The 20635-nt window shown below is 69.5% G+C and carries 19 protein-coding genes, 1 tRNA gene and 1 pseudogene; 12 read left to right on the forward strand and 9 right to left on the reverse strand.

Annotation, left to right across the window (positions count from 1 at the left end; translation table 11 throughout):
* Positions 1-7: 7 nt before the first annotated feature.
* Entirely contained in the window at positions 8-871 is an 864-nt protein-coding gene (locus tag AB0J33_RS04130) for an oxygenase MpaB family protein (RefSeq protein WP_363609621.1), read from the reverse strand.
* Positions 872-976: 105 nt separating this feature from the next.
* Complete coding sequence (locus tag AB0J33_RS04135) at positions 977-1405, reverse strand: Fur family transcriptional regulator (protein WP_363609623.1); 429 nt, start codon at positions 1403-1405, stop codon at positions 977-979.
* A 203-nt stretch (positions 1406-1608) separates the two neighbouring features.
* On the opposite strand from AB0J33_RS04135, the gene AB0J33_RS04140 reads away from it, so the two are divergent.
* Complete coding sequence (locus AB0J33_RS04140) at positions 1609-2091, forward strand: DUF2231 domain-containing protein (RefSeq protein ID WP_363609625.1); 483 nt, start codon at positions 1609-1611, stop codon at positions 2089-2091.
* 73 nt (positions 2092-2164) lie between these two features.
* On the opposite strand, the gene AB0J33_RS04145 is transcribed toward AB0J33_RS04140, so the two are convergent.
* A complete protein-coding gene (locus AB0J33_RS04145; protein ID WP_363609627.1) occupies positions 2165-2665 on the reverse strand; it encodes a hypothetical protein in 501 nt (166 codons plus the stop codon).
* Positions 2666-2770: 105 nt separating this feature from the next.
* Between AB0J33_RS04145 and AB0J33_RS04150 the strand changes: the two genes are divergently transcribed.
* Positions 2771-2953: a hypothetical protein gene (locus AB0J33_RS04150; protein ID WP_363609629.1), complete on the forward strand. Its 183-nt coding sequence runs from the start codon at positions 2771-2773 to the stop codon at positions 2951-2953.
* A 103-nt stretch (positions 2954-3056) separates the two neighbouring features.
* Here AB0J33_RS04150 and AB0J33_RS04155 read toward each other — a convergent pair whose 3' ends face one another.
* Complete coding sequence (locus AB0J33_RS04155; RefSeq protein ID WP_363609631.1) at positions 3057-3272, reverse strand: hypothetical protein; 216 nt, start codon at positions 3270-3272, stop codon at positions 3057-3059.
* A 233-nt stretch (positions 3273-3505) separates the two neighbouring features.
* On the opposite strand from AB0J33_RS04155, the gene AB0J33_RS04160 reads away from it, so the two are divergent.
* On the forward strand, positions 3506-3790 hold the full coding sequence (locus tag AB0J33_RS04160; protein WP_363610262.1) for a hypothetical protein: 285 nt from the start codon (positions 3506-3508) through the stop codon (positions 3788-3790).
* A gap of 14 nt (positions 3791-3804) precedes the next feature.
* On the opposite strand, the pseudogene AB0J33_RS04165 reads toward AB0J33_RS04160, so the two are convergent.
* Positions 3805-4011: pseudogene (locus tag AB0J33_RS04165) on the reverse strand (FmdB family zinc ribbon protein); the annotation flags it as partial.
* Positions 4008-4685 carry a 5-formyltetrahydrofolate cyclo-ligase gene (locus AB0J33_RS04170; RefSeq protein ID WP_363609633.1) on the reverse strand — a complete coding sequence of 226 codons (678 nt, stop codon included), beginning with the start codon at positions 4683-4685 and terminating at the stop codon, positions 4008-4010. The pseudogene AB0J33_RS04165 and the gene AB0J33_RS04170, both read right to left, overlap by 4 nt.
* Before the next feature lie 85 nt (positions 4686-4770).
* Between AB0J33_RS04170 and AB0J33_RS04175 the strand changes: the two genes are divergently transcribed.
* The 7 genes from AB0J33_RS04175 (at position 4771) to AB0J33_RS04205 (ending at position 13568) form a co-directional block, all read left to right on the forward strand.
* Positions 4771-7125 (forward strand): diguanylate cyclase, encoded by a 2355-nt coding sequence (locus AB0J33_RS04175; protein WP_363609635.1) that lies wholly within the window; start codon positions 4771-4773, stop codon positions 7123-7125.
* Positions 7126-7134: 9 nt separating this feature from the next.
* Positions 7135-8097 (forward strand): UTP--glucose-1-phosphate uridylyltransferase, encoded by a 963-nt coding sequence (locus tag AB0J33_RS04180; RefSeq protein ID WP_363609637.1) that lies wholly within the window; start codon positions 7135-7137, stop codon positions 8095-8097.
* Positions 8094-9407 (forward strand): gephyrin-like molybdotransferase Glp, encoded by a 1314-nt coding sequence (gene glp / locus AB0J33_RS04185; RefSeq protein ID WP_279515071.1) that lies wholly within the window; start codon positions 8094-8096, stop codon positions 9405-9407. Before AB0J33_RS04180 ends, glp begins: the two co-directional genes overlap by 4 nt.
* A gap of 126 nt (positions 9408-9533) precedes the next feature.
* Positions 9534-10184, forward strand: coding sequence for a GNAT family protein (locus tag AB0J33_RS04190; RefSeq protein WP_363609639.1), 651 nt, complete (start codon positions 9534-9536; stop codon positions 10182-10184).
* Positions 10185-10386: 202 nt separating this feature from the next.
* A complete protein-coding gene (locus AB0J33_RS04195) occupies positions 10387-11169 on the forward strand; it encodes a hypothetical protein (protein ID WP_363609641.1) in 783 nt (260 codons plus the stop codon).
* Between the two features lie 325 nt (positions 11170-11494).
* A tRNA-Ala gene (locus tag AB0J33_RS04200) sits at positions 11495-11571 on the forward strand.
* A gap of 734 nt (positions 11572-12305) precedes the next feature.
* Entirely contained in the window at positions 12306-13568 is a 1263-nt protein-coding gene (locus AB0J33_RS04205) for an ATP-binding protein (protein ID WP_363609643.1), read from the forward strand.
* A gap of 1274 nt (positions 13569-14842) precedes the next feature.
* On the opposite strand, the gene AB0J33_RS04210 is transcribed toward AB0J33_RS04205, so the two are convergent.
* Positions 14843-15670, reverse strand: coding sequence for a hypothetical protein (locus AB0J33_RS04210; protein WP_363609645.1), 828 nt, complete (start codon positions 15668-15670; stop codon positions 14843-14845).
* Between the two features lie 344 nt (positions 15671-16014).
* Positions 16015-16887 (reverse strand): hypothetical protein, encoded by an 873-nt coding sequence (locus AB0J33_RS04215; RefSeq protein WP_109819302.1) that lies wholly within the window; start codon positions 16885-16887, stop codon positions 16015-16017.
* Between the two features lie 1088 nt (positions 16888-17975).
* On the opposite strand from AB0J33_RS04215, the gene AB0J33_RS04220 reads away from it, so the two are divergent.
* Complete coding sequence (locus tag AB0J33_RS04220; RefSeq protein WP_363609648.1) at positions 17976-18824, forward strand: hypothetical protein; 849 nt, start codon at positions 17976-17978, stop codon at positions 18822-18824.
* Entirely contained in the window at positions 18824-19573 is a 750-nt protein-coding gene (locus tag AB0J33_RS04225) for a hypothetical protein (RefSeq protein ID WP_363609650.1), read from the forward strand. The genes AB0J33_RS04220 and AB0J33_RS04225 overlap by 1 nt, the downstream gene beginning before the upstream one ends.
* Before the next feature lie 157 nt (positions 19574-19730).
* Here AB0J33_RS04225 and AB0J33_RS04230 read toward each other — a convergent pair whose 3' ends face one another.
* Positions 19731-20576 (reverse strand): hypothetical protein, encoded by an 846-nt coding sequence (locus AB0J33_RS04230; RefSeq protein WP_363609652.1) that lies wholly within the window; start codon positions 20574-20576, stop codon positions 19731-19733.
* Between the last annotated feature and the right edge of the window lie 59 nt (positions 20577-20635).

Below are 20635 nucleotides of genomic sequence, written 5' to 3' on the forward strand. Positions count from 1 at the left end.
CGGCAGCTCAGCCGACCAGCGGAGCAGCGCTACGGCGTGCGGCCCGCTCCTTGGCCGCCTGGATCAACGGCCCCTCCAGATAGCGGCGGGGGACGGCGGCGAGTGCGAGCCGCAGCGCACGCACACTCAGGTCCGCCGACAGTGCGGTGGTCGGCAGACCGAGACCTCCGTACATCCGGCGCGCCCACGCCGGCAACAGCGCGAACGCGGTACCGGCGAGCCCCAGGTACGCCCAGCGCGGCGGGCCGAGAGTGAGCCCCAACCGGACCGGCAGGCTGAGTTTCCACGGCAGCGGCGGGGCGGTGAGGAACAACGCCGTCTCGGCGGCCTCCCGGGTCATCCGCAACTGTGGCCGTACACCCCGGTAGTAGTCCCTGACCTCGGCGGCGGTCCCCGGGACGGTGGTGGGGTCCAAACCGACCAGCTGGGCGGAGCGGCGCTGCTCGGTGTAGTAGGCGTCCACCTCGTCGTCGCTCAGCGGCAGGCCGGCCCGCCGGGCCGTGTCCAGGAACGACTCGACCTCGGTCACGTGCACCCAGCGCAGCAGGTCCGGATCGTCGATCCGGAACGCCTCGCCGGTGAGCGTGTCGGTGGCCCGGAGTCGGTCGTGGAGGCGGCGCAGCCGGGACCCGGCGGCCTCCGCCTCGGCGGTGGTCCCGTAGACGGTGGTCGCCACGTAGGTGGCGGTGCGGACCAGTCGGCCCCAGGCGTCGGTGCGGTAGTTGCTGTTCTGCGCGACCCCGGCCATGGCCCGCGGGTGCAACGCCTGGAGGTAGAGCGAGCGCAGGCCGGCGACGATCAGGATCGGCTCCTCGTGCACCTTCCACGTCACCGAACCCGGACCGAAGAGGCCGAGGTCATCGGAGTCCACCGCCCAAGAGTGCCACGGTCGCGCCGAGCATGCCGGTCCCGTGCCGTGCTTGCCGCTGTCCCCGCGCCGCGCTTGCGGCCGACCCGGACCGCTGTGTGTGGCGGGTCAGACGTCGGCGGAGCGGCGGGCCCGGCAGCTCGGGCAGAGACCCCAGAAGGTCACCTCGGCCTCGTCCACCTCGAACCCGTGCGCGACATTCGGCTCCAGGCAGGGGGCGCTGCCCACCGCGCAGTCGACGTCGGCGATCTCGCCGCAGCCCCGGCAGACCACGTGGTGGTGGTTGTCGCCCACGCGTGCCTCGTAACGGGCCGGACTGCCGGCCGGCTCGATCCGGCGGGACAGGCCGGCCCGGGACAGCGCGCCCAACACGTCGTAGACCGCCTGGGTGGAGACCGAGTCGAGGCGTTCGCGGACCCGTCGGGTGATCTCGTCGACCTCCAGGTGGCCGCCGCCGGCCAGCACCTCGAGCACCGCGAGGCGTGGCCGCGTGACACGCAGGCCCCTCGACCGCAGCAGCTCCTCGGCACCGGACATTCGCCAATGACAGCACGCGGGATCGGCATCGACAACCGTCGCCCGCCCCGGGTGGTCACCGACACAGCCCGGCAAGATCGGGGGTACGGTCCGCGAGGGGTGAACCCGATCGACGCGCCGCGCGTGTGTCCGGTCGAGAGCCTGGGGAAGATCGGCGAACATCGGCTGGCCACCCCTGACCATGATCCACCTGGAGGGGTTCGATGTTCGAGGAGATCCTGGGCCTACCGGTACACGTCCTGGTGGTCCACGCGGTTGTCGTGTTCGTGCCGCTGCTGGCGGTGCTGGCCATCGCGTACGTGGGGCTGCCCCGGTGGCGGCACCGGTTGGACTGGGCGCTCGGTCTCCTCGCCGTGGCCGCGCCGGTCACCGCCTACGTCGCGGTCAAGTCGGGCGAGGCGCTCACCGACGCACTCGTCGCCCGGGGTTTCCAGGGGCCGATCCTCGATCAGATCTTCGAGCACTCCCGCTACGGTGACATCCTGTTCCGCATCGTCGTGCCGCTCGGGATCGTGGCCATCCTGCTGCTCGTGGTGACGAGTGGGCACCCCCGGGTGCCGCAACTGCCGGCGCTGGTCACCCCGGTGCTGGCGGTGGCGGCCGTGGCGCTCGCCATCGCCGCCCTGGTCTACGTCTACCTGACCGGCCACTCCGGTGCCGAGACCGTCTGGGGCACCACGCTCTGACCGCAGCCCCACGCCGGATCTCGGTCTGCCGCTCCGGTGAGCGTGCAACTGGTCCGCTGCTGCCGGCGGAAGGTCAGAAGATGATTCGCGAACAGAGCAGGCAGAGCAGGACCAGCAGCACCACGCCGGCCGCCGCGCCGAAGCCGTAGGTGACCCGCTGCGAGCGTTGCTCGGCCGCGTCCAACCCGGCCATGTCCTGCGGCGGCAGCTGTCGCGGCGGCGCCGCCTGGAGGTGAACGGGCGGACGCCAACCCGTCGGCGGCGGCACGCTCGGAGGCGGCCCGGCGTATCCGCTGGGGGCGTGCCCGCCGGGGGTGGCGGGTCCGGGCGGGGTGGGGTCGGCGTGCCCGCTGGGTGGTGGGGTGGCGGGTCCGGCGGGGGTCGGGTCGGCGTGCCCAATGGGCGGCGAGGTGGCCGGTCCGGGCGGGGTGGGGTTGGCGTGCCCGCTGGGTGGTGGGGTGCCGGGTGTCGGTGCGGGCGGGGCGGCAGGGTGGTCCGACACGGCTTCGTCACCGGTGTCGGGCCGTCGCCAGTAGTCGTCGTCCGGGGTGCTGCCACCGCTGGGGGTCGTCACGCCGTCCGACGCTACCAACGCCACCGGCGGCCCGGTCGTTTCTGGCCGGCGTGCCCACCGTCGACGGCCCGGTCTGGCCGGGCGGTTGCGCTAGTCTTGCCGCTCGTGAGCACCGAGGACCCCGGCCCGCAGGGCGCGCGTGGCGACGATGACCGTCCCGTCGACCTGAGCGAAGACTTCGTGGTGCTGCCCGAGCAGACCTCTGACGACACCGACCGTGGTTGGGGCGAGCGGTCGGGTGGCAACGACGACTGGCTGCTCGCCGAACGCCCACCGCACTGGGACTGACCCCGCCGGCTCGCCCAGGTCCCACCATGTCGGGTTCGGCGGCCGGGCTGTGGGGTCACCGCAGGTCGGTGCTTCACCCGGAGCGCCTTTTGCCGGCGTCGGTTCATGGCACCTCGTCGACCTGCCCGGCCGTGTGGTCTGGCACGGTTGGCGCGTCGGAGGGCACGGCGGTTGGCGGGCATGCGGCCGGGGTGTGCAGGACTGCGGCAGCCAGGCCGAGCAGCGCGGCGACCAGACCGGCCCGCAGCAGGGTGCGCCCGCCGGGCAGAGTGAGCTGGCGCAGCGGGCGCAACGCCCGCGCGGAATCCGGACCGACCATCGACTCTGCCGCCTTCCGTCCCCGAGCGCCGCAGTGGCACCCATGGACGGCAGGCTAGGCAATTTCCCGACGCCTCGGCCGACCCACGGCCGACGCCTGTGGACAACCGCCCGGCCTGTGGAAAACGCCCACCCGTCGGTTTGATTTGCTATGGCGCCCGTCTTGATCGACTCGAAATTCGGGAATCCGGTATATCGAGGAGACGGGGACGGGCCGACTTCCTGAAACCCGAGTTGATCGAGGCCCGGCCCGGCGGGTCGGGCCTCGACGGTCAGGACGCGGAGCTGGCCGCCGCCGCCTTGCCGCCGCCCGAGCCGCCCGAGGAGGACGACCCCGAGGCGGACGACGAGCCCGAGGACGACCCGGACGAGGACCCCGACGAGGACGAAGAAGACGACGAGGACGAAGAAGACGAGGTCGACGAGCTGTCACCGGAGGACGACTCGGACTTCGCCGGCTTGCTGGCCGCGCCGCCGGCCGTCGTCTCGGAGCCGGACGCCCGGGAGTCGGTGCGGTAGAAGCCCGAACCCTTGAAGACGATGCCGACCGAGTTGAAGACCTTCCGCAGTCGCCCCTGACACGCCGGGCACTCGGTCAACGGCTCGTCAGAGAAGGACTGCACCGCCTCGAGCTGGTGACCGCACGCGGTGCAGGCGTACTGGTACGTGGGCACGTTCTCCTCCGGATCTGGGCTCGGCCAGTTGGCACTCGACGTATTCGAGTGCCAATGGTGCGTCATTCGCCCCCGGTTCGTCCAGCGGACGTGTGGGGCGCGACACCATGCGCCGTACCCGGGCCGCCGACAAGCGTACGCATCCCGTCGGCGGGAGTGACGACCGCGCGTACCCGGCGGTCGTGTGGCTCCGCGGGCAGCGCCTCGACCAGCTCACCGTCGTGCAGGAGCGCCACCGTCAGGGTCGCCTCGGGTACCCGGGCGAGCGCGCGGTCGTAGGAGCCGCCGCCGCGCCCGAGCCGCCGGCCGAGGCGGTCCACCGCGAGAGCTGGTACGACCACCAGCTCCGCCTGTGCCACGGCGGCCACCCCGAGCCGGGCACCGGCTGGTTCCCGGATACCCCGACCGGCGGCGATCAGGGCAGCCGGCCCGGTATACGCCGCCCAGTCCAGATCGAGGTCGGCCAGGAGCACCGGAAGGAGCAACTCGGCGTCGTACGGCAGCGCCGCCCGCAGGACCTCGGGCAGGTCATGGCCGCCCGGTTCGGAGCCGACCGGCACGTACGCCGTCATCCGGCGCGGACGACGCCGGCGTACCAGGGCGACCAGCTCGGCCTGCACGAGCCCGGCGGCGGCTGCCCGGGTCGCGGCGGGCAGCGACCGGCGGCGAGCGAGCAGCTCGACGCGGGTGTCCCGCTTCGCCATTCGGGTCACTTCCGCTTCATCAGAAAATTCCGGCACGCAACACTCCTGACGCAACGCCTCTCCCACGGTTGCTCTGTGTCAGCATCGCAAGCAACGGAGGCGGAACTTCCGGGGGGACCGAGTGACGCTACGCGGGCGGTTGACGGCAGCCTTCCTCGTGGTGGTGCTCGGGCCGGTCCTGCTCGGCGCGCTCTTCGTCGCCTCCACCGTCGGAGCCGTCGACCGCAGCCGCTCCACCGAGCGCCTGGCGGTGGCGGCGTCCACCGTGCGCACCTCGGTCGACGCGCTCTGCCAGCAGTTGCGCGCCGCCGCCGACGCGGTGGCCCTCACCGCCGACCCGGCCGTCGGCGCCGCCCAACTGGTCGGCCGGGGCCTCGCCGCCGCGGTGCTGATCACCAACGTGTCCGGCCAGGTCACCTACGTCTCGCCCGGCGCGCCGTCGACACCCTGGCAGGACTGCGCCGGCACGACCGCGAACCCGACCGGGAACCCGACCGAGGGCGCGACCAGCCCGGTCCGGGCGCTGGCCGCTCAGGTCGACCTGCACGACCGCGGTGGCACCCGACTGGGCACGGTGAGTGCCGCGCAGGTGGTCGACCCGGCCTTCGTCGCCCGGCTGGCGGCGGTGACCGGGGTGGCGGTCACCCTGCTCGACAGCGGTGCGAGCGCCGCGCGGGTCACCCACACGACCGAGTCCCGTGACGTACGCGACGCGGTGCTGGCCGCCGCCGTCGGCGTGAACGGCGAGCAGGTCACCGAGACCAACGAGGGCCGGTACGTGCGCAGGCTCGGGCCCTCCGCCGCGCAGCCGCTTCCACTGGTGCTTTCCGTGCCCAGTGAGCGGCCACCGGGGCTGAACGCCACGCTGGTCGGGGTGGTCGTGCTGGCCGGTCTGCTCGCCGTGCTGACCGCCTGGTGGCTGGCCCGGGTGACCACCCGGCCGCTGGCGGAGTTGGCCGGCGCGGTCGACCGGGTGGCGCACGGCGACCTCACCGCCCGGGTGCCGGTACGCAGCCGGGACGAGTTGGGCCGGCTGGCCGCCGCGTTCAACCGGATGACCCGGGAGACCGGCTCCTACGTGGCGGCGTTGACCAGCAACCGGGACCAGTTGCGCGGGCATCTCGCGGTGCTCGGCGACACCCTGGCCAGCACGCACGACCTGCAACGCATCCTGCGGGTGATTCTGCGCAGCGCCATCGGGGCCACCGGCGCGCGCGCCGGCGCCGTGTTGCTGGTGGAGACCGGCGGCGTGCTCGTCGCGCAGTGCACCGAGGGGTTGGACGGGCGCTGGCCGGACGAGGAGGGGGACGGGCCGCCGACGCTGCGGGTGCCGGTCGGCGTCGGGGTGGTCGGCGAGGTCGCCGCCACCGGGGAACCGCAGCGGGGGACGGCGGAGCCGACCGAGGCGCCGACGGGTGAGCCGCGCTGCCGCACGTACGTCGCGGTCCCGTTCGCGGCCCCGGGCGGCGGTGCCCCGGCCACCGTCGGTGGAGCCTCCGGGTCGGCCGACGAGACCGGCGCGGTGGCCGCGCTCGGCGTGCTGGCCCTCTACGACCGGCTGGGCGCCGACGAGTTCGACGACGACGACCTGGCCACCCTGCGCACCTTCGCCGGCCACGCGGCCGTGGCGGTGGACAACGTCCGGGTGCACGAGGAGGCGCAGCGGCTCTCCCTCACCGACCCGCTCACCGGTCTGTGGAACTACCGCTACCTGCGCGAGTCGATCCGGCGGGAGGTGGAACGGGCCAGCCGCTTCGGGCGGATGCTCAGCGTCCTCGCGTTGGACCTCGACCGGTTCAAGGACGTCAACGACACGTACGGGCACGCTGCGGGGGACACCGTGCTCGCCGAGTTCGCCAGGCGGGTGCGCGGCGAGATCCGGGAGGTCGACCTGGCCTTCCGCCAGGGTGGTGAGGAGTTCGTGCTGCTGCTGCCGGAGACCGACGCGCGGGGCGCCGCGATCGTGGCGGAGCGGCTCGGCGCGGCGGTACGCGACACGCCGATCGCCGTCGAGGCGTACGCCGGGCCGGTCCTGGTGACCGTGTCGGTGGGCATCGCCGTGTTCCCGGACAACGGCAGCACCGGGCGGGAGGTGCTGGAGGCCGCCGACGACGCGCTCTACGCGGCCAAGGCGGCGGGCCGCGACACGTACCGGGTCGCCGAGGTGGGCGGGGATCTGCCGACCCGGGAGATCCCGGTGCTCGCGTGCGCGGTGAGCCCACCCGACGGGCTGCCGCGCGCCGGCCAGCCCGTGCCGGCCATCCGGGAGCCGGGCGGGCCCGCCCGGCCCGACCCGGCTGTGGGCGTACCGGAATCGTCGCTGGCAGGCCCGGCGCACGCCCGGCCGGACACCGCCGACGACACGGCGGAGCGCGCGACGGACGGGGCGCGGGCCGGCCCGGACGCGGCGCGGCCGGGGGCGGGTGGCGGCGCGTCTTCTGGGCCACACCCGCCGCGGCAGAGCCGTGGCCGATAGTCTCGCGGCATGTCGGAGCACTCAGCGAACCCCTCATCGACGGTCGCCGCAACTGGCCGTCCCCTGGCGGTCAAGGCCGTCATCCCGGCCGCCGGACTGGCCACCCGGTTCCTGCCGGCCACCAAGGCGGTGCCCAAGGAACTGCTGCCGGTGGTGGATCGGCCGGTGTTGCAGTACATCGTCGAGGAGGCCACGCAGGCTGGCATCGGTGACGTGTTGCTGATCACCGGTCGGGGTAAGACGTCGATGGTGGACCACTTCGACCGGCGTCCGGACCTGGAGACCAGGCTGGAGGAGAAGGGTGACTCCGAGCGGCTGGCCGCCGTGCGGCGGCCCAGCGAGCTGGCCGAGATCTACACGGTGCGGCAGCCCGAGCAGCTCGGGCTCGGCCACGCCGTCGGGTACGCCGAGTCGCACGTCGGCGACCAGCCGTTCGCGGTGCTGCTGGGCGACGAGTTCGTCAAGCCGTCGGAGCCGCTGCTGCCGGCGATGCTGGAGTTGCAGGCCCGCACCGGTGGTGTGGTACTCGCGTTCTTCGAGGTCGACCCGGCCGAGACCAAGCGGTACGGAATCGCCTCCGTCGAGCCCGCCGAGTCGGAGCTGTCCGACATCGGCGAGGTCGTCAAGGTGACCGGGATGGTGGAGAAGCCGAAGCCGGAGGACGCCCCGAGCAACCTCGCGGTGCTCGGCCGCTACGTGCTGCCGGGCAAGATCTTCGACGCGATCCGGCGGACCAAGCCGGGCAGCGGCGGCGAGATCCAGCTGACCGACGCGATGGAGTTGCTGCGCACCGAGGGGACCCCGGTGCACGCGATCGTCTACCGGGGCACCCGCTACGACACCGGCATGCCGCTGGGTTACCTCCAGACGGTGGTGCAGATCGCCGCCGAGCGCGAAGACCTGGGCACCGAGTTCCGGTCCTGGCTTGCCGACTTCGTCAAGGCCGACGCGGCAGGCGGATCTGGTACATGACCGCGACGGCCGACGCCGAGGCGGCCGCGAACGAGTTGACGCCGCTCGCCGACTACCTGGGCAGCGTGCTGCGCAGGTTGCGCGCGCTGCCGCCACTCGACCTCGACCTCACCCAGGCGCACGGCAACGTCCTCGCCGAGGACGTCGTCGCGCCGCACGCCTTCCCGGCCTTCGACCAGGCGGCCGTGGACGGCTACGCCGCACGCTGGGAGGACATTTCCGGAGGGGGTCGGGGGCCGAGCTACGTCCCGGCCCCCTCCGGCACGCGCGGCGGCCGAACCATCCGGCTCAACGTGGTCGGCGATCTCGGTGCCGCGAGCTGGCGGCCGGTCCGGCTCACCCCCGGCTCGTGCTTCTCGGTGGCCGCCGGGGCGCCGCTGCCGGTCGCCGCGGACGTCGTGGTGCCGGTGGAGTGGACCGACCAGGGCATGGCCGCGGTGGAGATCTTCCGCACCCCGAAACGGGGATACGGGGTACGCCGCGCCGGTGAGGAGCTGCCCGCCGGCACTCTGCTCGCTCGGGCCGGCACGTACGTGTCCCCGGCCCTGGTCGCCGTGTTCGCGGCGACCGGCATCGGGCACGTGGTGGTCCGGCCCAGTCCACGGGTGGTCATCGTGGCCACCGGTGACGAACTCGTCGACGTGGGCCGGGGCAGTCAGCCCGGCCAGGTGGTGGACGCGAACTCGCACGCGCTGACCGCCGCGGCGGCCGAGGTGGGCGCACTCGCGTACCGGGTGGGCATCTGCGACGACGACCCCGAGGGGCTGCGCGGGCTCCTGGAGGACCAGACGCTGCGCGCCGACCTGATCATCACGACCGGAGGCACCGGCACCGGCCCCGGTGACATGGTGCGCCGGATCCTCTCCCGCCGCGAGGGCGGTCGCGCCGGGCCGGTCACCTTCACCGATGTGGCGCTGTATCCCGGCACCGCGCTCGGGTTCGGCACGGTCGGCGCCGAGGAGGTGCCGGTGGTCTGCCTGCCCGGCGACCCGGGCGCCGCGCTGATCGGTTTCGAGGTGCTGGCCCGCCCCGCCATCCAACTGCTCGCCGGCGCCGAGCCGGTGTTCCGACCCAGTGTGCGGGCGCACCTGCTGGAGACCGTGTCGTCCCCGGCGGGTCTGCGGGAGTTCCGGCCGGCGCACGTCGCCGAGCGGCGCGGTGGCGGGTACACGGTGCAGCCGCTCAGCGGCGGGCCGTTCACCCTCTCCGGGCTGGCCGAGGCCAACGGCCTGCTGGTGCTCGGCGAGCGGGTCACCACGGCCGCGGCCGGCTCCACCGTGGACGTCCTGCTCCTCGATCGCCGCCGGTGACGTGTCCCGGTCGGATCGTCGGCGGCGTGGTCACCGCGCGCGCGACCGTCGGGCCGTAGCGGTGGGCGCGTCCGGCTCGGCGGGGCCACTTGCGCGCGACACGGTCCCGCGCGGGAGACTGTCCGGGTGAGTCTCTTCGGACCCGCGCGGTCACCGGGCTGGCCGGTGGAGCTGGCCGACGGCCCGGTGCTGTTGCGGCCCTACCGGCGCTCCGACGCGGCCGCGTGGTCGGAGATCCGGCGGGCTAACCGCGCCTGGCTGGCGCCCTGGGAGTCGTCGCTGCCCGGCGGATGGGACGAGATGAACTCGCCGGCCGCCTTCCGTTGGGTGCACCGTGACCAGCGGCGTTCGGCCCGGGAGGGCGAGGGCATGCCGTTCGCGGTCTGCCTGCGCGAGGCCGACCGGGATCGGCTGGTCGGGCACATCAACGTGGGCAGCATCGTCCGGCGGGCGCTCTGCTCCGGTTACGTCGGCTACTGGGTGGACGCCCGGGTGGCCGGCCAGGGGGTGATCCCCACGGCCCTCGCACTCGCCGTGGACCACGCGTTCGGCCCCGGAGGGCTGCACCGGGTGGAGGTCAACATCCGCCCGGAGAACCGTCCGTCCCGGCGGGTGGTGGAGAAGTTGGGCTTCCGGGAGGAGTCGTACCACGTGCGCTACATGCACATCGACGGCGCTTGGCGGGACCACATCGGATACGCGATGACGAGTGAGGAGATCGCCGCCGAAGGGGGTCTGCTGGCCCGCTGGCACCGGGTACGGACCAGCGCTCGGTAGGAGGGCGTTTGCCGACCTCCTGCCGGCCGTCCCACGGACGGGATCGGCGCGGCGCGGTGGCATCCCGGTCGGTGCGCCGTAACCTCAAGTAACTGCAAGCTGCGGCAAGCGCTCCCCGGCCGGACGATCCACGCACTCAGGCGTGATCGATGGAAGATCCTGCGGTCGGCGAGCGGTTGCTTCGAATTCGGTGACGGGAGGGGTGAGGGTGCCGACCTCGGTGCTCCTCGCCGTCCTCGCCGCCGCCGGCCTGCTCGCCCTGGCTCCGGCGCTGGTTCGCCGGTACGACGCCACCGAGCGGCTGGTGGCGGAGCGGGCGCAGTCGACGGCGCGGGTGCTCCAGCGCCGTCGGCGGCGCCGCACTGTGCCGGGACGGCGACCCGTCCATCCTCCGCGCTCACTTGTCGTGACCCTCAGCGAGGACGCGACCACCGGAGCGTTGAGCACGCCGGTCTCCGCGCCCCCGGTTGGCCGTCGCTCCGGTCGGCTACGCGCCGTACCCGCCGCACCGAAGCGGTCCCGCCGCCGTCCGCCGCCGCGCCGACAGCACACCCCAGCCGTGTACCGGCGTCGCCGGGTGCTCGCCGCCCTGCTGCTCCTCAACGTCGTCGAGCTGATCGGCGTGTTGTTCGTCAGCCCGGGCTTCTGGGTCGGCTTCGGGGTCACCTTCCTGCTCCTGGCCATGTACGTGGTCCACCTGCGGGCTCGGGCCCTCGCGGGCCGTCGTCGCCGCCGCGCCCGGGCCCGGGAGGCCGCCTGGCTGGCCGCCCGGCAGGCCGAGGTGCGCCGGGAACAGGCCCGCCGGGCCGCCGCCCGCCGGGAGGCGCAGCGCCGCCTGGCCGCGCAGCGCGAAGGGGTACGCCGCGCCGCCATGGGCCTGGACCGGCCGGGCGACCTGCCGGCGGCGGTCAACGGCGGGTCGGTCTCGTACCGGCGGTCCGGCGGCCTCCGCGGACGCCCCTACGAAGCCGGCCGAGGCGCCTGACCCGCCCGTCTCGGGACCATGCCCTGATCTTGGGGGCCCCGGCCTGCCCTGCCCGTGGTCCTGGCCGTGGGTTTGGCCTGGCCTGGCGTGGTCCGGTCCTGGTCCCGGTCCGGAGCGCCTCCTTTGACTTGATCGACTCGGGTTTCTGAGAATCGGGGTGTCGGAACGCCCGGGACGGCCCGGTTTCCAGGAAACCGAGTCGATCTCCAGGCAGGCCGGAGCGCCGCACCGGGGGCGGATTCGCGGTGGGGGCCGGCGACCTGTTAGCCTTGCTGCCGGCCCGCCCGGTGTAAGCCGGGTGGGACCGAAGCCGGTTCGCCGGCGGGGGGCTGTGGCGCAGACTGGTAGCGCACCTCGTTCGCATCGAGGGGGTCAGGGGTTCAAATCCCCTCAGCTCCACCAAGAAACAGCAGGTCAAGGGCGGGTTTCCGGAAGACGGGGAACCCGCCCTTGATCGTTTGACCGTCGTTTGACCGCCGGACAGAGCCCCAGACCGCGGCACAGGGCGGCAGAACTCGAGCCGAACGGCTGAGTTCGACGGAGTCGGTGGCCCAAGCGTGAGGTTGCGCAGCGGTCGAGTGCCCCCACGATGTGCGTCACCGTGCGGCTCATAGCTCCCGCCCCTCACTCTGACGGGCGCTGTGCGTCGATGAAGACGTGGTTCGCTCGATGCTGGAGTAATTGCTAACTACAGGGTGCGTCCCGGTTGTGAGAGAACTTGACCGCTAGCACTCCTGGCGTTGAGTCGCTAACGCCAGCACCGATCCGCGGCGCATCGATCCACCGGCACGCAAAGAACCTCTGGCGGATTATCGAACCGGACCTGGACGTCGCGAAACCGGTCGGTACCTCCTGCTGGCTGGCACGGGCCACCGGGTCCCGCAAGACCACCCGTCTGACGACAGCCGCCGGCGGCTTGTCCGTGACCTTCAGCAACATCGGAGTGCTCACCGCCAGTTGACCAAGACTGCGGCAAGTCAGTGCGGCCGAGCCATGTGGAGGTCCCGACGATGTTCGTCGCCGATCAGTGTGCCGCCGCATATCGAACGCCACAGGCCCGCGAACCGAACATTGCAGAGCCGCAGATCGAAAGCAGACCAGCCCGCAGATCGTAATCCCGCCGGTTATCATGACTCGTGCCCACATCGCACTTGATCCCCCGCCACGCCGCCGCGCAGGTCGACGCAGCACTCGCTGACACCCGCGTCGTGCTGATCAGCGGAGCACGCCAAGCAGGCAAGAGCACTCTGGTTCGCATCGTCGCGGGCGACCGGCTCGCCGAGCGCCGCGATCTCGACCGGGCGCAGGACCGGGCTGCGGCAATCGCCGACCCGGTTGGTTTCGTGGACTCCGCCGAACTGCTGGTGATCGACGAAATCCAGCGCGCTCCGGAATTGCTGCTGGCCATCAAGGCGGCCGTCGACGAGGACGTTCGTCCCGGCCGCTATCTGCTCACCGGCTCATCGCGGCTGTTCGGCATGGTGGCTGCCCCGGACGCGTTGCCCGGTCGGATGGAAACCGTCGAGCTCTGGCCGTTCTCCCAAGGTGAACTCGACGGCGAGCCGGACGGGTTCGTCGACGCCGTCTTCGCGCTCGGCCCCGAACTGCGACACGAGTCGGACGTGACCCGCGCCGACTACGCGGCCAGGATCGTGCGAGGCGGCCTGCCCGAGGCCACGAACCGCGTCGACCCGCGGCGCCGCCAACGGTTCTTTGACGCGTATGTCCAAGCGCTCATCGATCGCGATGTGCGACAACTGTCCGACATCCAGCACAAGGGCGAGCTGCGCAAGCTGGTGCGCCTACTCGCCGCCAGATCCGCGTCCATCATCGCCGCCAACGCCCTCGAATCCGCCCTCGGACTGAGCCGCCCGACGATCGCACGATACTTCCAAGCACTGGAAGAGATCTTCCTCATCAAGCGGATCCCCGGTTGGTCCCGAAATCTTGGCACCCGTTCAACTGCCGCGCCGAAACTGATCTTTGTCGACTCGGGTATCGCCGCCAACGAGATCGCGACCGACGCCCGCGCACTGCTCCGGCCTGGCGCATCGTTCGGCGCATTGCTCGAATCATTTGTCTTGTCCGAGCTGTCCCGCCAGCTCACCTGGTCGGAGCAGTCTGCCGACCTCTCTCACTACCGCGACCAGAGTAGGTACGAGGTCGACGCGGTGCTCGAGAACAGATCCGGGCATGTGGTCGGGATTGAGGTCAAGGCAGCCACAACCGTTGGATCCGACGATTTCCGCGGATTACGCCGACTCGCCGACCGCCTCGGCGACGACTTCATCGTCGGCATCGTCCTCTACACCGGGACCTCGACACTGCCGTTTGGCGACAGGCTCCGCGCATTGCCGGTTAGTGCCTTGTGGCAGGTTGCCGGCCCACGGACAGGATGACCGGGACGCTCGCCTCCGGCGGCGACGGCGCCAGTGCGAGCACCCGCGCCGGGTCGCGGTCCGCCGTCCGCTTGTCCGTGGCGGCCCACGTGCAGACCGTCATCGACTTCGGGCACCGAGCCCGGCCCTGATCTTCTGCTCCGAAACCCTCGAGTTCTGGTCCAGCAGCGCCACCCTGACTGATGAGGCAGGGCTGAACTTGAGTTTCGTTGGACCGTCCGTCCATGGCCGGCTGTTGTCCGCAGACGGGTTTACCTGGACCGAACTTATTGGGTGGTGGCAGATCGGAAGGGGCGCGACCGGCTCGCCACCGAAAGTCACAGGATGCGATGATTAGTCGTTTGGGGAGTCGGGGCCAGGAACTATGCCATCTAGAGCGGCTTCGATATCAGATATGGGCGTTCCTACGGGTGCGGTCGCAAATTTTACGACTTCCAAATCACGTTCGGGGCGGGCGGTGACCCGCTCAGTGTATACATCGCTTTCCAGTGTGAGGTAATTCTGCGACTGCGCGAATCTCGCAAGGTTAAGTGTCGTGATTGTCTTAACCGCAACGTTCGTAATAAGCAAAGTGCCGGCCTGGAATCGGGCGTCGATATCATGGCCGTGCAACCGTTCGTCTCCGTTGTCGTCTGCGTGTACGAGGTCGCCGTAGAGCCAGGCATAGGCTAACTCTTTGTCTGGCACAAGGCCGCCCAATGACTCCGTAACCGATCCGGTTCTCGACTCGTAGCCGATAGTTCTCCGATCACCCGGGTCCAGCGGTCGCCAACTTGCGCGGATCTCTTGGAGTTGGCCCTTGAGTTCCTCTGGAGCGGGACGAAGGAAGTAGCCAAGAGCGCTGGTAACCTTTGAATGGTAAACCGGATCGCCTTGAAGAAGGAACGGTCGGCATCGAGCGGCGAGGAATCGAGTGCCTCTTCCTCGGGCAAATCCCATGTCATAGTTGCTTTGCCTGACCGAGGCTCGAACTTGAGCGTGAAGGTACCCCGGGCCCACGCCATAAGCATTTCTTTGTCGGCAGCGAGGGAGTGCTCCTCTACTCGACGCGCACGTACTATGAATTTTCGCAGGACTGCTCGGTGGCGGATCTCGACGGCATCCGTACCGCCGACAGAGGTCGCGTCGCCTGATGGCTCCATTCGCTCCAACCCTTACTTCCCTAACGGTGCCTGTTTGTACATGTCGACGCAGTGGGTCGATCGCTCGCGGACTAGATGCGGACTGCATGGCGGCGGCCCTGGAATGCCCCGGCTCAGCAAGGGACTACTTCCCTATCGGATCGGCTCGAGGTGACGGCGTCGCAGGAGCCGGCAGGCCGACAGGAGCAGGAAATAGGTGGCCTTCGCTGCGTTTACGAAGGCTTCGTCGTTGATGGTGAAGTTGACAAATGAGCCGCCGGGAATCTCTGCCTCCACCTTCCGCTTGCTACCGTTCATCAAGGCCCATCCGAGGCCATGCTCGTAGCCGGAGAGTAGACGCCACATCGCCTCGAACAACGGAGCGGACTCGGGCTGGCTCTTGACGAAGGTCAGCTTGGGCAACTCTTGCGCAACGTTGACCTTCTGCTGGATCTCGTTCCATCGCCGGCCGAGTGCAGCAGCCTCCTCGCGGTAGGTCTTCAACGACCCATGCGTCGCGTCCCACTGCTCACGCTCCACGATCAGCTTCGCCGCCTCAGGGAAAGCCTTGAAGGCAGCGCGATGGTTACGCTGCTGGTAGTAGTCGTTGACCTCGCACCGAAGCCCTCGCGTCCGGCGCTCCCGCCCATCAACCGGGTCAAGGATCCATGCGGCGTAGAAGGCCGTCTCGAAGGTGGGCCGCAGCAGGCTCCACGGGGCCCAAAGCGTGGCGCCGTGATGCTCCAGCAATGCGAGCAGTGCCTGGTGGTTGTCCCTGGCGACACCCAGATATCGCGTCACCCCGATGTAGGTACGAGGCCCGGCGACCTGCGACTGGTCGAAGGCGCGGGCAGAGAGTACGTGGCGCCCCTCCAGAGAAGGCAAGCCGTCGACCGCCTGGAACTCCTGGTCAATGAGCTGCCAGTACAGGTGCAGGTTGCCCAGGTCCATCGTCTCGCCGGTGGGAACAGATTCACGCACGCCAGATAGGTTAGGTGCGGCTGGCCAATCCGCCTACCGGGTTACGAAGCCCGGTCGTACCCGCAGTTGTCCTGCCATCCAGTCTGCCGCCGACACCACACTTAGTGGAGCGGACCAGGGCCAGGGTGACAAGGTGGAGCAACTGACCTGACGAGTCTCAATCGCGGCTGTCAAGCGGTCTGTACGGTGTTGGGTCTCCCTTCGTCGGGCAGATTGCTCCTGCCCCGGGTTCTCGGTCAGGTCAAGGCTCGTGCCAGACCTCGGGGGTAACCTTGGCCGGCATCGTTAGGTCCGGCCGTCGGCAGCCCAGGACCAGCCGAACAAGGCAGCGCTTACGTGCGACGTCAGTCGTTGTCCGGTGCTGGGGTTCCAGCCGCTTGCCGGATGAGGTCCAGTAGTAGCTGCTGGTGCGCGGCGATGTGGGCTGAGTTGACGGTCATCCGATACCGGCCCCACCGCGCCGCGTACGACAACACGTCGAGGCCGGAAGCGTCCAACAAGGCACTGGTTTCGTCGCTGCGTGGCAGCCGGATCTCCAAGACCGCGTGGCTGCGCCGCGGTCGCACTTGCACGAAGTTGTCGGCGATGCCGTCGCGGGCCAGACCGATGTAGTGCTTGTTGTACTTCAGCTGCATACCGGGTGCGATGGTATTGACCAGGGCCAGCACCTCGTCGGCGATCGATACGGACGCCGACGAGCTGCGTTGTACCCAGTACGACCGGTCGGTCGCCTGTCCTGGCTCGTCTTCTTCATCCGTGCCGAGCCGGGTTACGTCCAGTACGGTCGTGGCGCTCAACGTCAGCGTCCCGCCCACATTAAGGGCACGCATTTGGATGGCAACAAGCGGGATGGCCCGGTTGAACAGGCTGATCACGTTCAGGAACCGGCTGGTGATGTCCTCGGCGACCAGCACGGCGACGTGCTCGTACTGCGGGTACCGGGACCGCTCGATGTCCCAGTACTCGATGGTGCGGATGATGTGCGCCTCGTCAGTGGGACCGAGCTGGATCTCCACCTCGTATCGGGTGGGCTCGTCCGGGTCTACCAGGAGTAGGTCTAGCCGGCCTGCACGCGGTTGCCGCCGTTCCGCCTGCATCAACACCAGGTCACCCAACCCGAGCAGGCTCGGGTCCTCGGCGATCAAACCTTGTAGCCACTTCTCCGAGAACAGTGGGTTACCACGCAGGCTGACCGGCTTTGCCTTGCGGAACTCCACCTACGTCGCCCCTCTCCTCGCTAAGACGAAACGGCGCTGCCGAGTATGCACCACCCGCGCCCGTCCTTGCATTGACGACGGGGCCTCGTAGCGGGCTGGTCCAACGCCTGGCCAGGGTCTTCCATACAGTGGACCGCACCTGCCCCCTCCGCCAACGGTGGGATCACCGAGCGGCGACGACGGTCGAGGAGACGCAGGGTCCACTCCGGTGACGGCAACGCGTGTGCGGCTTGTGCACGCCGCCCGTACACCGCGACGATGGGTGCTCACGGGCAAACTGATCTTTCGGGGGACACGTGGGTGTGGCGGGCGACAAGGATTCGACCGGCGCTGCGCGCCTGAAGGATAGGCTGCTGGTCGTTGCGGTGCTGGGCAGTCTCGACCTGTCGGCGTGACCGCCCTGGGTTGCTGGCCACGGCCCCGAGCAGGTGGAGCGAGTCCGGCCCGCAGGTCACCGACAACGGAACGGCCCCGACCACTATCAGGATCGGGGTCGTTCGATGTATTAGGAACTCGCCAGCGGCCAGCCACACGGCGATCACCGAGGTCAGCCGGTCGGCGTCCAGTGGCCGGACGTAAGGGCCTGAAACGTCGACCCGAATCAAGCATGACAAATGCCCCGGGTGCAAGGAGCCCGGGGCCCTCCGCATCGCATCGCCGAGCGCGGCCCGCCACACTCCGCGACATTCACGACCGGTTCCGCCGCTACCAGCGCCCAGCTCGTTATCCGACAGAGTGGAGGGCCTTACGCCCGATACCATGTGCCGTCCAAGCGACGGATGCTCGCGGGGGACGCGGGGTACGGAAGGACTTATCAGCCGGATGAATCTGTACCGACTGCTGGCACAGCAGCAACGCCAACATGGATCCCGACAGCTGGGCGCTGATGCGCGACCTCACGCGCCGAGACCTCGTCCTGGTCCTATGACCAGCGTCACCGCAACAGCCGAGACCACCGACGAAGGACGCTCCGGGGCCTTGTTGGGCTCCATCGCGCTATGCATCTCCCGATGCCGGTAATCCTCGTCGGAGACCGAGCAGATCCTCACGTCCAAGCCGTCGCTGAACTACTTCCCGCGCGAGGCACGGTGGTCGTCGACGCCGCAACGCTGAGCCAAGGTCTGAAGAGTCTCGACCCAATCCGTATGGTGCTGGTCGATGAGGCCGGCGGCACGGTCGGCATTAACCGTGATAGACCCGCTCGTGGCTGGCTTCGCCGACTCGCACCCGCTGGGTGGGACCATGGGACGATACTCGGCGGACATGACGCCGCCGTGTTGTCCTCGCGACTGGTCCTGCTTGCTGCCCTGTTGCGCGACCCTTCACTGACCCTAGTGACGCCGGTTGATGAACTGTTCGCCGCTGAGAACAAGCTGGTGCAGTATCGCGCAGCTCGTGAGGTTGGCATTCGGTATCCGACCACCCTGGTCAGCGGTGACGCAGCTGAGCTTGCGGAGCGACTGGGGGAGCCGTTTGTCCTCAAGCCGTTAGGTCCCGGGAACTTCGAGGACCACGAACGCCAGAACGTCGTCTACGTACGCCCCGTTCATGCCGCCGACGTCGCCGGGGCCGATCTGCTTGATGCCCCATTCCTCGCCCAGCAGTTCATCCGTGCGCAGGTCCACTTACGGGTTGTGACGGTCCACGATCGGGCGTGGGTGACCGAACTCGACGGTACCGACGTGCCGGTCGACTGGCGTGAGTACGAGCCCGCTCACCACGCCTTCAAGGTGTCTTCCGCTTGGACGGAAGTGGGAATCGCGGCCGTGCGGTTGGCCGCCCACTTGCGCGTCGGGTTCAGCAGCCAGGACTGGGTTGTCGACAACGACGGCCCCGCATTCCTCGACTTGAACCCCGGCGGGCAGTGGCTGTTCCTACCCGACAGCGCGACGACGTCCGTTGCTCGTGCCCTCGCCGACTGGCTGGCAGGACGTTAGTGCACGTCGTCAAGGGTCGGCTCGCCGAGGCGCGCGTCTACGGCTGGTATGTGCTGGCGGTGCTTCGACCGGGCGTCGAGGTTCCTACCTTCGGGCAACCAGAGTCGTTCACCGCAGACATCGAACGTTTCACCCCGGACGACCTTAAGATCATCGTTGAAGAAGGTCGCCGCCAGGTTGATCGCCAATTCGCAGATCTTGAGAAGACCCGCTCACGTGCCACCACGCTGCTGACGATCGGTCTTGCTGAACTCGCGGTACTGGCGACCAGCGCCAACCGCGTCTTTCTTCTCGGTGTTCCAGCGCGAGTCGTCTGGGTCATCAGCGCCCTGCTGGTGGTGCTTACTATCGGCGGTGCCGCGTCACTGCTCACCTCCCGTGCGGACTTTGGACGCCTGGAGACGCGGCAGCTCGCAAGTGGGCCGATGCCCGTGCTGCGTGAGGCGGCCCTCGGCTACGCCCACGCGGTGGGGGCGGGTGAGGAAACCGTCCGCACCCGTATTACCGTGCTTCGTGACGGTGTGTTACTAGCCGTGGCAGCGGCATTGTTGTATGCAGTGATCTGGCCGTTCGTCACGGCGGCGAAGACACAACCAAGCCCGGCCCCTTGGCCTTCATCCAACGGAGTGAGCACATGCCCCGGGACCTGTACACCATCCTTGCCAGATCGACCGAGCCCGACGACGACGGCAACCCTCAACCTCGCCCCGACAAGCGCAACCCCCACACCGTCCTCACTCACGCGGTAGAGACGATCGACAACGACCGGGCAAGCTACCTTCTGGGCACCATCGCCATCTAGACAGGCAGGCTCGACTCCGAGACGTCCTTCTGGCGCCCGGCTGGCAGCGGCGAACAGCGGTCGGTCACGCCTCGCCGAGGCATCTACTGCGCGATTGTGGTGACCTACTCCGGCAGAATTGGAGCCAGTGCCTGCTTCAGCGGGACGATCCGGAGCAGCGCAGCAGTCATAACGATCAGGGTTTCGACCTCATCCCGACTGTACTGGTAGTCCATGGTGCCCTGAAGGTGTACCGTGCCGCTTGCTTGGTCCTCCAGCGTCGCCCGGATTCGCGCCCACCGCTCAGCAGCGGTCCACTGCTCCCTGTCCTTTTTGCCAGGCCAGGGCCAGCTCGTCTGCTGCTTGATTCCCTCCAGCGCCATGCGAACGTGAATCATCGCTGCGCGAATCTCGTTCCCGGCCAGTTGCCGCTGCGCCTCCCGCAAGAAGTCGGCTGTGCCACGCAGGGGGTCGTTGTCTTCCGGGAACGGCACGACGGTCTCCACTCCGACCGTGCGGCCAAGCGATTCAAGCTGCTGACGCCATCTGCTCTCAGCAACGCTGAGATATATTGTGACGTCAGGGCAGCCGACGAAGCCCGGAGCCCCTGGCAGGAAACCGCGGATCTGAACCTCCAAGCGCAAGTCGCCGAGACGGTTCTGTTCCAGCGCCAGCAACTGCGGATTCGTCAGAAGATATGACAGCTCAACCCTCCGGACCTCGGCCGGTGCTCCGAACGCCACCGAGACGTTCGTTGACGCGAGTGGCGCGCGAGGACCGCTGGTAACTGGGGCGTACAGCGTTGTCTCTAGGTGAAGGAGTCGGCCTGCGTCCGCCACACCTTCGGGGTTCGCGAGGGCGAGCTGCGCTCGAACGCAGTGGGTCCCAAGTCCTCTGGAGATCCAAATGCTCTCTGGCTCAACGGTTGCGAGGTACGTGCCGAGATTTTTCTCGAACCTGAGCTGCTCCACGTGGTGCCCTTCATCGGCGACGGATGCATCAGACCGACGTGTGACACTACCGGTTCCGG

Source organism: Micromonospora sp. NPDC049645 (assembly GCF_040675155.1).
Taxonomy (GTDB): Bacteria; Actinomycetota; Actinomycetes; order Mycobacteriales; family Micromonosporaceae; genus Micromonospora.

Coding starts and splice junctions, on each gene's coding strand:
- AB0J33_RS04155 (WP_363609631.1), bottom strand. CDS start 3,272: ATGGTCGGTCCGGATTCCGCGCGGGCGTTGCGCCCGCTGCGCCAGCTC.
- AB0J33_RS04180 (WP_363609637.1), top strand. CDS start 7,135: ATGTCGGAGCACTCAGCGAACCCCTCATCGACGGTCGCCGCAACTGGC.
- AB0J33_RS04135 (WP_363609623.1), bottom strand. CDS start 1,405: ATGTCCGGTGCCGAGGAGCTGCTGCGGTCGAGGGGCCTGCGTGTCACG.
- glp (WP_279515071.1), top strand. CDS start 8,094: ATGACCGCGACGGCCGACGCCGAGGCGGCCGCGAACGAGTTGACGCCG.
- AB0J33_RS04140 (WP_363609625.1), top strand. CDS start 1,609: ATGTTCGAGGAGATCCTGGGCCTACCGGTACACGTCCTGGTGGTCCAC.